This is a genomic window from Achromobacter deleyi (assembly GCF_013116765.2).
In the GTDB taxonomy this organism is placed as follows: domain Bacteria; phylum Pseudomonadota; class Gammaproteobacteria; order Burkholderiales; family Burkholderiaceae_B; genus Achromobacter; species Achromobacter deleyi_A.
In genome coordinates this window covers 3,215,768-3,228,114 of sequence record NZ_CP074375.1, presented here as the reverse complement: position 1 = coordinate 3,228,114, position 12,347 = coordinate 3,215,768, and the positions used below count along the sequence as shown (strand labels likewise).

Here is a 12,347-nt window from a genome sequence, read left to right as displayed (position 1 = left end):
AACCAGGATTATCCTCATGACATTGCCGTCTTTTCAGTTGCGTCGCAATGCCTTCGGGCGCCTGGAGTTTCAATCCGCCGACGGGGAGTCGCACGAAGGGGTCATCCCCGTGCGCGCCTTTCCCATCAGCGAAGCGGGCCGCGGCCTGTCTCTGGTCACCAGCGACGGACACGAGCTGGTCTGGATCGAACACCTGTCGGATGTGCCGGCCGCCCAACGCGCGCTGATCGAGGAAGAGCTTGCCGGCCGGGAATTCATGCCCGAGATCCGCAAGCTGGCAAGCGTGTCGACTTACGCCACGCCCAGCACCTGGAAGGTCGAGACCGACCGGGGGCCCACGTCCTTCACGCTGCGCGGCGAAGAGGACATCCGCCGCCTGAGCCCGCAAACGCTGCTGATCGCCGACAACCACGGCATCTTCTATCTGGTGCGCGACATCCAGTCGCTCGACAAGCACAGCCGCAAGCTGCTGGACCGGTTCCTTTGATTCGCTGTTTCGGCAGGTCCGCCTGCGACGGTGTCTGACACCCCCGGGAGGGCGTCAGGCGCCTTTGAACGGCGTGTGGGATTCGAGTTCGCCCAGGTAGTCCGTCACCGCCGCCGTTTCCTCGTCCAGGAAGTTCTGGATCGCTTCGGCGAATCCCGGATGGGCGACCCAGTGCGCGGACCAGGTGGGGGTGGGCAGCAGGCCGCGCGCCATCTTGTGTTCCCCTTGCGCGCCGCCTTCGAAACGCGCGATCCCATGCGCGATGCAATAGGCGATGGACTGCATGTAGCAGGTCTCGAAATGCAGCCCTGGCACGTATTCCGTCGCGCCCCAGTAGCGGCCGTAAAGCGCGTCGCCGCCCGCCAGGTTCAGCGCCGCCGCCACCGGCTGGCCATCTCGTTTGGCCAGGATCAGTACGAAGGCGTCCGGCTGTTCGCGGTGCGCGCGCCGGAAGAACTCGCGGCTCAGGTAGGGCGGGTTGCCATGGTTGAAATACGTATGGCAATAGCATTCATAGAAGAAGTCCAGATCGCCGGCGGCGATCTCATCGCCGCGCAGCCAGTGGTATGAGAGGCCTGCGGCAGCGACCTTCTTGCGGTCCTGCCGGATCTTCTTGCGCTTGTCGTGGCTCATCGCGGCCAGGAATGCGTCGAAGTCCGCATAGCCCGCGTTGAGCCAATGGAACTGCACGCTTTCCCGGATCATGAAGCCGGCATCCCGCAAGACGCGCATGTCGGCGTCGGCCGGGAACAGCAGGTGCAGCGACGATACCTTGATCTCTTCGGCAAAGGCCACCAGGCCTCGCACCAGCGTTGCCCGGTCCTCGTCGGACGCCGCCAGCAGCCGCGGCCCGGTCACCGGAGTAAAAGGGATGGCCGACAGCAGCTTGGGGTAATAGCGCATGCCATGCCGCTGGAAAGCATCGGCCCACGCGTGGTCGAACACGTACTCGCCGCGAGAATGCGATTTCAGGTAGAGCGGCGTCGCGGCGGCCAGGGTTTCGTCGCGCCACAACGCAAGATAGTGCGGCGCCCAGCCGGTTTCGCGCGCCGCGCAGCCGGTCTCGTGCATGGCGCGCAGGAACGCGTGCCGCAGAAAGGGCTGGTCCCCGGCCAGCGCGTCCCATTGCCGGGCGTCGATGCGGGACAGGTCGGTTTCTATGGTGAGGCGCAGGGAATCCATCAGCGAATGATAAAGTCTCCGTCAACGCATGGCATTGAAGCCGTGGCTTTTTCAGGGTTTTGAGGCGCCTGCGGGCCGCCCGGGATTTGGATCATCATGGACAGCAGCAATACGCTCCCCGCAGCGCAAGGGAACGGTCCGAACTGCATGCGCGCGCAAGCGCTGGCGGCCCTGGCCGCCACGGCATGGCCGGAAAAGCTGGCGCAAGTGCGCGCCATCGCGGATAGCGCAAAGCTGGATCGCGAGCGTGTATTCGCTCCCATGGACGGCTTGCCGGGCCGTCCGCCGTTGCCCGAACTGGTCGCGCCCGCGCAGGTCCGGCATCGCTCCATGGCCACGCTGGAAGGGCGCGCGGCGCTGCTGCACGCGCTGGCCCATATCGAATTCAACGCGGTGAATCTCGCGCTGGATATCATCTGGCGTTTTGCCGGCATGCCCGAGGCTTTCTATCGGGACTGGCTGCGCGTCGCCCGTGAAGAGGCCTATCACTTCGATCTGCTGCGCCAGCGGCTGGCCGCGCTGGGCTACGCCTATGGCGACTTTCCGGCGCACAACGGACTGTGGGATATGGCCGAAAGGACGCGCGACGACCTGCTCGCCCGCCTGGCGCTCGTGCCGCGCACGCTCGAGGCGCGCGGCCTGGACGCCTCGCCCATGATCCGCAACAAGCTGGCCGGCGCCGGAGACGCGGACAGCGCGGCCATCGTGGACATCATCCTGCGCGACGAGATCGGCCACGTCGCCATCGGCAACCATTGGTACCGGGAACAATGCGCGCAAGCGGGCAGGGAGCCCGTGGCCTGCTACGCCGAACTGGCCCGCCTTTATGGCGCGCCCCGGTTGCGCGGCCCCTTCAACCTGGAGGCGCGTCGCGCCGCGGGATTCAACGACGCCGAGCTTGCCGCCCTGCAGGCCGACTGACCGGAACGCACCAAGATGAACATTACGATCGACGCGCTGCTGACCGGCACGGTGCGCCCGCTGGGGGACTCCGGGCGCGACAGCGGCATCGACAAGCACCCCGTGGACGAACGCCAATGGCTGGGGCTGGAAGGCCTGAGCGGCGACGAGCAGGCCGATCGCCGCTTTCATGGCGGTCCCGAGAAGGCGCTGCATCACTATGCGCGCGACCACTATCCCGCATGGCTCGAAGCACTGGGCGAGCGCGCCGTGCTCCGCGGTCCCGGCGCCTTCGGCGAAAACATCTCCACGACGGGCATGACGGAAAGCGACGTCTGCGTAGGCGATATCTATCGCGCGGGCACGGCGCTGATCCAGGTGTCGCAGGCGCGGCAGCCGTGCTGGAAGCTGGATCACCGCTTTGGCAGGCGGGGCATGGCGGCCCAGGTGCAGGCCAGCGGCATGACCGGCTGGTACTACCGCGTGCTGCAAACCGGCTGGCTGGCGGCGGGCGATACCCTGTCCCTGCAGGACCGGCCGCATCCGCAATGGACGCTGGCGCGGGTGCAGGACATCCTGAACCGCCGCGTGCTGGAACCCGACGTGCTGCGCGCACTGGCGAGCCTGCCCGAGCTGTCGCCGAACTGGCGCGCGCTCTTTGAGAAACGCGCCCGCGCGGGCGAGGTCGAAGACTGGACGCGGCGCCTCGAAGGCGATGCCGCGATGACACCCCCTAAGGAATCCCAAGCATGAAATCCCTGTTGGTCTTCGCGCTGACCGGCGCCGCGTTGATGTCGCCGGCGCCCGCGGCCCTGGCCGCGGACTCCTTTGCCGCCTGCCTGTCGCAGTTGCGCGCGCCAGCCTTGAAGGCCGGCGTTTCGGGGGCGACCTTCGACACCTACACCGCCGGCCTGGCGCCGGATATGGCCGTGATCGACCTGCTGGATGCCCAGCCGGAGTTCAAGACGCCCATTTGGGACTACATGGCGGGCCTGGTGGACGACGAACGGGTGGCGGACGGGCAGGCCGGCATGGCGCGCTGGCAGGCCGAACTGGAGCGCGCCGCGTCGCGATATGGCGTGGACCCGGCCACCATCGCCGCGGTGTGGGGCGTGGAAAGCAATTTCGGGCGCACGCTGGGCGGCCGGCCGCTACTGACCTCCCTGTCCACGCTGTCGTGCTTCGGGCGGCGCCAAGCCTATTTCCGGGGCGAGTTCTTTGCCACCCTGAAGATCATCCAGGACGAGCACATCGCGTCCGATCGCCTGGTCGGATCCTGGGCGGGCGCCTTCGGCCAGACCCAGTTCATGCCTTCCACCTATCTGCGGCTGGCGGTGGATTTCGACGGCGACGGCCGGCGCGACCTGGTCGACAGCGTGCCCGACGCGCTGGCCTCCACCGCCAACTTCCTGAAGCGCGCGGGCTGGAATCCCGCGCTGGCCTGGGGCTATGAGGTCAAGCTTCCTGCGGGCCTGGATACCGCGGGGGCGGGGCGCAAGAACAAGCGGCCGATGTCGTCCTGGGCCAGGCTGGGCGTGACCCGTGCAGACGGCCAGGCCCTGCCTGCAGGCGACGTGCCGGCCGGCCTGCTGCTTCCTGCCGGCCGCAGTGGTCCGGCATTCCTGGTCACGCGCAATTTCGACGCCCTGTATTCCTACAACGCCGCGGAGAGTTATGCGCTGGCGATCGCGCATCTGTCGGACCGGCTGCGCGGCGGCGGCCCCCTGGTGCAAGCGTGGCCCACGGACGATCCGGGTCTGTCGCGCGCGGAGCGGCGCGAGCTTCAGCGCCTGCTGATTGCCCGCGGGTACGACGTAGGCGAGCCCGATGGCATGATCGGCGCCCGGACCCGCCAGGCCCTGCAGGCCGCGCAGCGGGAATTGGGCTTGCCGGCGGATGGCCGGGCGGGCCAGAAAGCGCTGAAGGCGCTGAAGGCATCGGCCGCCTCCCCAAGAGGGGGCTGACCGGGGCAAGGCCCCTGCGGTGGCTGTACCCGGATGGCCATACCCCTCGATTTACAAGTTTTGCAAAGTCGGGGCGACCGGTATTGGGGGATGACACGCGCGGCGCGAATCATGGGCCTATACTGGTTTTCCCACTTTTTTTTCAGGAGCGCGGCGATGAGTCTATTGGATACCTTGGCCTCAATGGCCGGCGGCAATCAGCAAGGCGGATCGGCATCACTGCTGCCCGCGCTGATCGAGCAACTGAACAAGTACCCAGGCGGCCTCACCGGCCTGATCGCCAGCTTCCAGAAGGGCGGCTTGAGCGAGATCGTCGCGTCCTGGGTGGGCACGGGCCAGAACATGCCCGTCAGCCCGGACCAGCTCGGCTCCGTGCTGGACCCCGGCGTCGTGAATGAACTGGCCGCCAAGACGGGACAGGACACTGATTCCGTGCTGGGCTCCCTGTCTTCGCTGTTGCCGCAGCTGGTCGACAAGGCGACGCCCGAAGGCACGGTGCAGCCTGACCAGCAATTCAATCCGAACGATCTGCTGGCCTCGCTGTCCGGCCTGTTCGGCAATCGCGGGTAAGGGGATGCTCAGTCCTTCGGCTGGCGCCTCATTGGGAAACAGAACACCATGATTTTTCGTGTGGCATTACGGCTGGTCTTGCTGGGGGCAGCGTGCGCATCGCTTGCCGCGTGCGCGGACAACCCGCCCCGGAATGCTGGTTGGGACGCCCAGGGCCAGCCGGCCGCTGCGTCGCAGGGAGCGAATGGCGGCCCCAATCAGTCGGGTCAGCGTTTGACCATACAGTCGGGCGAGGGCGAAACATTGAATCTGCCGTGGTTCATCCAGGGCACGCAGGACTGGATCAACAGCAACTGAGCCCGTGATCCAGGCGCCGCAAAGACCGCCGTTTGGCCACCATGGACGAAAAAAATCCTCAAGGATTTGATTTCCTTGAGGATTTCTTGGTTCATGTGGCGTTAGGGAAAAGTTGGCATCAAATGAACCAAAAGTTGTCATTGTTGCCTGGCAGAGCAAGCCTCGACGCCCGAGGCCATGAAAGCATATCCTGGCACTTCGCGAAAATCTTAGCCATAAGCTGTCGTTTTGTTTAAGTGGATGAAAATAAAAGGAAATGTTCTCTGTTTTCTTGGGCGTTTCTGATTTCTTCAAGAAGTGCCAGCCTATGGCTACAGGCACGACAGGGTCAGTCGATGTGCCTGCAGCAAGTCGCCGGCGCCACCACCATCAGTCTCAACTGAAGCCTCATCAGCAATGCTTCATGAAGTAGACGATAACTGGATGTCAGAGTACGCCAAAGAAGTGCAGGCTTCGAACAGTGATTGCATTCTTTTAGGGGTTCCATCACGACTCGGCGCCCAACGTCCGCCGTAGTATTTTCCATCTCCAGAATCAACCATAAGTTGATGGACCATACGTAGATGTTTTGGCTGTGTCGATAAGAACCCGAATGGGAGGCACGCACCTGGGGTTGAGGGCGATGTCGCGTGAAACATGACCACTGCGAAGCGCCCAGGGTACAGAATGAGCTCCAGGCAGTCTTGCCAGGATTTTGAGGACGGAGGCTGGTGCCTAAGTAGGTGGAGTTCAACCAGACCCGTGCCGGCAAACTTGCTCCTTACAGAGTGCTCCTGACGCTCGTCGGCCCTGTCGAATATGAAAAGGTCGTCACCCTTGCCTGTGTTCCGAATTGCCTTTCTGAACGATTCTACCGACTGCTTAAAGTCCTCGCCGCGTCCCCATAGGGCGTAGTTTGGTGCAAGCCAACTGAGGGAGCTAAGAAATACTGGCTTTCCCCGGCGGCTGACTCGAGCCTCATGAATCTGGTCGAGCACCACATTACGGTTTCTTTGGAGGTATAAACTACCAAACATGGGTTGAATTCCTGCAGGCGCATCTAGTCCACGTTCTATGTCGACCGCCAATTTGTGTGCATTTAGCTCCGCTGCCGGCGCATACGGTCGGAGGAAGTCCAGCCCGAACATGTCTAGAAAATTCTGCAACCCGTCTTCACCATTGTGAGTACCAGCCTCCAGAGTGGCCGCCACTCCTTCTCGAAACTCTGACAACAGGTCCAAGCTCGCCCCGGCTTCAAATTCGTGTGGCAGCTTAACTGTCACCGTGTTCTTCGCATCGACTTCTAGGCTCACAGTCAGAGGAATATACCCGGGCTTGCGCGCGTCGATGCTCTCAATTGAATGGACGCCGTAGGAGCGCTCACGCTCCTCGCCGCGAGCGCGAGCAGTAGCCCGTTCGATGCGCACAAAGCTCTCGCGATACGCTCGACGAGCCTGCTCTATACTGTTCCCGAGCATTCCGGGTGGTGGGTTTAGTTTCACCCAGTTGGCCGTCGCGAACGCGAAGTCTGCCCGTCCAAGCACCGAAAAGGACAAGAGGTCAAAAAATACCACGTCGGTGCGACGCTTCAGTTTGCTCACCCATGGGTAATTGTCGGGTGATGCCTCGAAACGCTGTCGCATATCCTCGCTGAGTGTTAATTCATCTTCTGTCAGTGTCACGTAACCTTGACGGTCCAACGTTTCGACGACTGCTAGAGCCTCTGCTTCGGAGAACCCGAAATACTGACGAAAAGCCGCGAGCGACACTTGTCCGCATGTGTGTAGAAGTCGCAGTACAAACTCCGTTACCGCGGGCAATCGCTCTTCTGTAGAGATGAAGGCTGTGACCTTAAACGGCTGCACAGGCAGAGCGAACGTGATTCTATTGAAGAGGGCTTGGTCGATGCTCATGCCCTGAACTCCTGTGCCTTGGCGATGGTGGCACGGTCTGCGCCACGCAATAATTCAATCTTCTTTAACACCTGTCCCAGCGGGGTGTTCTCATTCTTACCTTTCCACATGGGAGTGGCTCCTACGACCACGAGGCGTTCCATCGCTCGTGACATCGCAACGTTAATGCGGTTCGGGCTTCGCAGGAATCCGGGGTTCTGTTGGGGGTTATTGCGAACGGTCGAGAGAATCACGATACGATTCTCTTTGCCCTGGTAGCTGTCAACCGTGTCTATCTTGACCAATCGGCGCAGGTCCGCTGGAATCCAGCGAGATTCGCTCTTTAGACGATTTAAGACCGCGCGCTGTTTTGAATACATGCAGATGATGCCCACGATAGGGTCGCCAGGCTGCAACCCTTCTTTCAGGGCTCGAATGAGTGCGGCATTCTGCAGCAACGCTCGCAGGACATCCATCACGACGCGGGCCTCGACGTCGTTCCAGCAATCGACCTTATCGGGTGAGGTGCTTTCTGAGGCACTGCGTCCAAGAGATGCGGTGTCGACCCAGCACACCTCATGCCTCAGCGGTGCGGGAAGTAAACTCGTGTCTAGCCACGAAGCGCCGCGACCTGTTGCCAATTGTCCGCCGTAGAATACCTCCGACACCAGTTCCCCGATGGTAGGCGCCATTCTGTACTGCTCCTTTAACGTGGCGCCAACAGTGAGGCCATAAGGAGAATCAAAGACGCGCTCAAAGTCGCTAGCAAAGGCGCGGGATTCGGTGGCGTAGCCCAACTTCTTGGATACGGTATTGCGCACATCTTGTTCGAACGTGGGAGGCAACTGTTTGTGGTCACCCACTAGCAAAATTCGTCTTCCTGTTTGCATTGCTACAGCCAACTCACTCGGCGCGGCGCGTCCAGCTTCGTCGATAACCACCCAGTCATACATGTTCTGGATGACGCCAGCTGCACGGCGACCGATGCCCACGAGCGTCCCAGCAACAATCGTTCGTGATTTTGCCAAGAACTCAACAAAGTTCGCAGCAGGTTCGCCAAGAGTTTTGAGCCAGTCGTCAGACATAATCAACAGGCGACGAAGGCGCTCTATAGCTTGTGGTGATTGAATCTCGTGCGAGTCGGCCAACTGCGCGTAGAGGTCATCCAGCACTTCGCCGAGTTGTTTTTCACCGATGTCATACTGATAGTCGTGACTGCATATGTCGAACAGCGTCTCCATCAGTTGCCGGCCCCGTTGCACCGCTGGGTCTTCACTGGGCGGCTCCTGGTCATCGCCATGGTCCGTTCCGGACGGAGGCTCTGGTTTGTCCACTACCAATGCCGATATTTGGTTAATCAGCCGCCCCACACTCACGTGTAATTGCACCGCAGCGGAAGCGAATGTCGCGGGAAGTCCCATCTCCGTGCCAAGGCGAACAACGCGCTCCTTGTACTCTGCCTTGAAGCTCTCGCGATAGGACTGTTCGATGGACGAGGAGTGGAGGTGACGGATAGTGTCAGACACAACAGACTCGTGGCCCAGCCGCACGGCATCGAATACTTCCCCTTTGCCTTCAAACAACTCCAGAGCTTTTTCCAACGCGTTATTTACGGCCTCGTGTGCCTGGCTCACCACTAGTATTCTGCGCGCCCCCTCTTTGGTCACGAGGTAGTGCAAGAGGGATGCGATGAACCAGGTTTTGCCAGTGCCTGGTGGCCCTTGAAGCAAGCTCAGGGGGCCGAACTGTAGTGCCTTGCGGAAAGCCTCTTTCTGGCTCTCGTTTAAGCTCTTGTTGCCTTGCGTGTATGCATCCAATGCCTCTTCGGAGGGGCGATGGAACTCCATCGGATGTGGCTGCGTATCGCCAGGCTGGAAGAAATCCAGCAAGTCCGGCACGACGGAGCGCCCCTCGATGATGCGGTCGACCGCTGCGGCTCTGCGCGTCAACGACGCGCTTTCCATATTGGTGCGCAGTCTCAGCTTCTCTCCGACTTTGGCTGGTTTGCCGTTCCATCGCTCTATAGCGAGTTCGGCGTTGGCACCGAGGGATGTGTCTCTCAGCTCCAGGTCACCGCAACGACGCCATTGGCCTTCCCCATTTAGCCTTTCAACCCAAGTTCGGTCATCGATGTCGGGGTCGAATCCCGCACCATCGAGAGCGCAAGGCAGCAGTATTTGGTGTCCGCGTTGAGGATTGCGCCGCGCTTCGCTCGTAACGGTTGCGACAGGCAGAGATTCTTCCTCTGCTGAGAGTAAAGCCTGCCAAAGTTCCTTGACGTCAATGTCGAGCTTCGAACCGGTGGCCAGAGCTAGCTGTTCTTCATTGTCGTCGCCCTGAGAAGATGCAATATTCTCGGTGGTTGTATCACTATCGAGCGATTCTTCCGCGTCTTGTGCCGCCTCGTCGCTAAACTGCTCATCCCACAGTTCCAATGATGGCTCTAGGTCAGCGGCGTCGTTTCTGACGCCCTCGGATACGACGAGCCTTGCACGGATTCGCCCGAGACATTTTTCCTGTGCCCAGATGAGCTGAGTCAAATCTATCGGTTTGACGGTTACCCACGACGAGCGGCGCTTTGCGGTCTCCCACTCCACTGTCATCTTGGCGGTTGCGCCTGTCAGATGAATCAGGCGGGAGCCATGGTTCTTCCGAGAATTTTCTATCGAAAGATAGAAGTATCCGTTGTCCCCAAGCAATTCTCCTGGAGGCACTCCGGTGCTCCATAATCCTCTAATGGTGACACGATAGGGTTCTACGTCAGGAAGCTCTGTTGATTGCCCCTTGCCGTCCAAAGCACTCTGCAACGGCTCAAGCGCCGAGACTTGACGTTGTGTGAGTAGTTGCTGAATCTCTTCCTGTACTCGCTCGAGTCCCAACAAACTACCTTGCTCTTGTCCTTGTATCAGCAGTTCGTTCAGCACTGCTGCCAGGGAGTACCGGTCCCTGCCCAGAGGAGAAAGCGTCTTATAGTCTGGCGGCAGGTATGCGGTGGAGTAGGCGTCGTCAGAAGACCTTCTGAAATCCAACATGTCGACGTAGACAGGTTGGCCAACAGGCGTGATGATGATGTTGTCGGGCTTTATGTCCCCGTGTGGCCATTCGAACTCATGCATCTGAGCCAGGGTGCTAGTCAGCTCGCGCGCGATTCTCAGTCTAGCGTCCCGCTCCTGAGGTTGAGTCAACCATTCCGTCAGCGTTTCTCCTTCCACCCAGCGTTGCACCACCAGCAGACTGCGTCTGCTCAATCCGCTATCAAGAACTGTAGCAACACCCGGCAACGCTGCGGCCCGCAGGTTGCGAGCCCGTTCTAGGAATGATAGTAGGCGAATAGCTTGGTCTGGGTGCTTCAGGTCGGGCTCGACGCCATGCCATTCTTTGACCAGAACCGGTTCACCTTCGAATGTGCTGCGAAAGGCAAGTAAGTCATCGTCGTCAATGAGCGGCTCTCCTTCCTCAGGATAGTCGCGCACTCGACTTTTGGCGCGATAGACGTCGAACGCAGCAAGGTCGATGACCTGTTCGTTGTCGCCTTTGGAAGCCTCGTTCAGGGCTTCTAGCATTTCGCGCGCTGTTTCGAACCGGTCCTTCGGTTCGCGGGAAAGCGCCTTTTTCAGTACTGTGTCTAGCGCTCCGTCGAACGCATCCGATGCCCGCGATTCGCACACATAGTGTCCGTCTATGCGGGCAGGGCGTTCGCCATGCAATATCAAATGTGCCAGTACGCCGAGCATATAGATGTCGCGTCTGAAGGGAGTCGCCGCTTCTAACTGATTGGCGTCCTCCGGCAGATTAGAGCGCTCCACTTGCACGCGTTCTCGGAACGCGCCCATGGTAGTCATAGTGGGATAATAAGCCGCAGGGAAGCCGGAGATAACCACCTTGGCCGGGCGTTCGACCCACAGACAATGAGCACCAATATCGCGATGAGCGACGTTTAGGTCATGCAAATCAGCGAACCGCTGTAGCATCGCTTTGACCAGAACGATACGTTCCGCCGAGGTGAGTTTGGGTAAGCCGGAGTTAACAAATTCGCTGAGCCGCGTCACCTTGGGTGGCAGTGCATAGAGTTCAGCAAAGTCACGTGTGACGTCGGCCTCTGCCATTCGAGCTATAGGCCGTAGCAGGCTACGTGAAAGTTCTTCGTTCCGGGGTTCTACGTGCTCGAAGACGCGCTGCTCACGGAGGCCGATGAATCCACGCTCACCCTCACCTATGAGCTCGCTGCCCAACGCACCAAAATCCCATTGACGAAGCAAGGCAAGCTTGTCCGGGTCCTGCGTCTCTTTAGCTCGGAATTCTGCATAGAGCTTCTTCGGATGTTCCCAAAGCGCTTGCGCTTCAGGGCGATAGCCATGGATATTGAAGCCAGCCGGCCGACCCTTCTGTCCTTCAAAGAACAGGTCGTATGCAGTCAAGAAGCCGAGAGGATTGATGCGCGATGGCTGACTTATGCATTGTCGATACTTTGCCTCTTGCGACCAAGCCAATAATGCTTCCAATGAGAGAGTCGACTTGGCTTCTCCCGGTTCCTCTGAGAAGTCGAGCTCTTTGATGCTCCCGGTTAGTACTACAAAAGACAACACCCAAGGTCTTTTGGCTGCTCCAACGCGGGTCTCCAACGTCGTACCGAGGCGCTTCGCTTTCAGGTTGACCAGTGGAACAGGAGAGCGGCCGCGGGGTTGGCCGTCAACATACCAATTTCCTCCTCGCGCCTTGAGTTTGTTGCCGCGCCAGTTCTTCAACTCTAGGACGATGATATGCGTATTCGTGACGAGTACGAGGTCAAAGTCGTCGTCTCCGGCACCGGGACCACCACGCGGTAGTTTGAAGGAAGCATAGCCACGCCACTCTTTAGTGAACTTCGAGGCGTCGAATACCTTCTGAATGCGCTGAAGAGCGTCAATTTCCGACGCTGGTACCCCGGCCTTCTCAATGAGGCGAATTTCCACTGAGTTGCTCTCCTTTGCGCCGGTCAAATGACTTCGGGCGCGATGCTTGTCTGTCTGCCAGTGTCAAGCGGAGGTCAACCACGTGGGCCAGACGGCATATCTCGCGGTCAGATGCCGTTGCGTT

Annotated in this window: 9 protein-coding genes; 6 read left to right on the top strand and 3 right to left on the bottom strand. The window is 60.2% G+C overall.

What is annotated here, in order from left to right; all coding sequences use genetic code 11:
* The first annotated feature begins 16 nt into the window (after positions 1-16).
* Complete coding sequence (locus HLG70_RS14500; protein WP_171664129.1) at positions 17-487, top strand: DUF1854 domain-containing protein; 471 nt, start codon at positions 17-19, stop codon at positions 485-487.
* Positions 488-541: 54 nt separating this feature from the next.
* Here HLG70_RS14500 and HLG70_RS14495 read toward each other — a convergent pair whose 3' ends face one another.
* Positions 542-1,669: a GNAT family N-acetyltransferase gene (locus tag HLG70_RS14495; RefSeq protein WP_171664128.1), complete on the bottom strand. Its 1,128-nt coding sequence runs from the start codon at positions 1,667-1,669 to the stop codon at positions 542-544.
* 96 nt (positions 1,670-1,765) lie between these two features.
* Between HLG70_RS14495 and HLG70_RS14490 the strand changes: the two genes are divergently transcribed.
* The 5 genes from HLG70_RS14490 to HLG70_RS14470 all read left to right on the top strand — a co-directional run bounded on the left by HLG70_RS14490 (position 1,766) and on the right by HLG70_RS14470 (position 5,400).
* A complete protein-coding gene (locus tag HLG70_RS14490; protein ID WP_171664127.1) occupies positions 1,766-2,590 on the top strand; it encodes a ferritin-like domain-containing protein in 825 nt (274 codons plus the stop codon).
* A 15-nt stretch (positions 2,591-2,605) separates the two neighbouring features.
* Complete coding sequence (locus HLG70_RS14485) at positions 2,606-3,322, top strand: MOSC domain-containing protein (RefSeq protein WP_171664126.1); 717 nt, start codon at positions 2,606-2,608, stop codon at positions 3,320-3,322.
* Positions 3,319-4,533, top strand: coding sequence for a lytic murein transglycosylase (locus HLG70_RS14480; protein WP_171664125.1), 1,215 nt, complete (start codon positions 3,319-3,321; stop codon positions 4,531-4,533). The genes HLG70_RS14485 and HLG70_RS14480 overlap by 4 nt, the downstream gene beginning before the upstream one ends.
* A 156-nt stretch (positions 4,534-4,689) precedes the next feature.
* Entirely contained in the window at positions 4,690-5,103 is a 414-nt protein-coding gene (locus HLG70_RS14475) for a YidB family protein (RefSeq protein WP_171664124.1), read from the top strand.
* A 48-nt stretch (positions 5,104-5,151) separates the two neighbouring features.
* Positions 5,152-5,400, top strand: coding sequence for a hypothetical protein (locus tag HLG70_RS14470; protein WP_171664123.1), 249 nt, complete (start codon positions 5,152-5,154; stop codon positions 5,398-5,400).
* Between the two features lie 401 nt (positions 5,401-5,801).
* Here HLG70_RS14470 and HLG70_RS14465 read toward each other — a convergent pair whose 3' ends face one another.
* Both HLG70_RS14465 and HLG70_RS14460 read right to left on the bottom strand, forming a co-directional pair.
* Complete coding sequence (locus HLG70_RS14465) at positions 5,802-7,292, bottom strand: hypothetical protein (protein WP_171664122.1); 1,491 nt, start codon at positions 7,290-7,292, stop codon at positions 5,802-5,804.
* Positions 7,289-12,223: an AAA domain-containing protein gene (locus tag HLG70_RS14460; protein WP_171664121.1), complete on the bottom strand. Its 4,935-nt coding sequence runs from the start codon at positions 12,221-12,223 to the stop codon at positions 7,289-7,291. The genes HLG70_RS14465 and HLG70_RS14460 overlap by 4 nt, the downstream gene beginning before the upstream one ends.
* Between the last annotated feature and the right edge of the window lie 124 nt (positions 12,224-12,347).

What these genes read in the sequence shown, in the direction of transcription:
- HLG70_RS14475 (WP_171664124.1), top strand. Translation starts at nt 4,690, where the DNA reads ATGAGTCTATTGGATACCTTGGCCTCAATGGCCGGCGGCAATCAGCAA.
- HLG70_RS14495 (WP_171664128.1), bottom strand. Translation starts at nt 1,669, where the DNA reads ATGGATTCCCTGCGCCTCACCATAGAAACCGACCTGTCCCGCATCGAC.
- HLG70_RS14490 (WP_171664127.1), top strand. Translation starts at nt 1,766, where the DNA reads ATGGACAGCAGCAATACGCTCCCCGCAGCGCAAGGGAACGGTCCGAAC.
- HLG70_RS14465 (WP_171664122.1), bottom strand. Translation starts at nt 7,292, where the DNA reads ATGAGCATCGACCAAGCCCTCTTCAATAGAATCACGTTCGCTCTGCCT.
- HLG70_RS14485 (WP_171664126.1), top strand. Translation starts at nt 2,606, where the DNA reads ATGAACATTACGATCGACGCGCTGCTGACCGGCACGGTGCGCCCGCTG.
- HLG70_RS14480 (WP_171664125.1), top strand. Translation starts at nt 3,319, where the DNA reads ATGAAATCCCTGTTGGTCTTCGCGCTGACCGGCGCCGCGTTGATGTCG.
- HLG70_RS14470 (WP_171664123.1), top strand. Translation starts at nt 5,152, where the DNA reads ATGATTTTTCGTGTGGCATTACGGCTGGTCTTGCTGGGGGCAGCGTGC.
- HLG70_RS14500 (WP_171664129.1), top strand. Translation starts at nt 17, where the DNA reads ATGACATTGCCGTCTTTTCAGTTGCGTCGCAATGCCTTCGGGCGCCTG.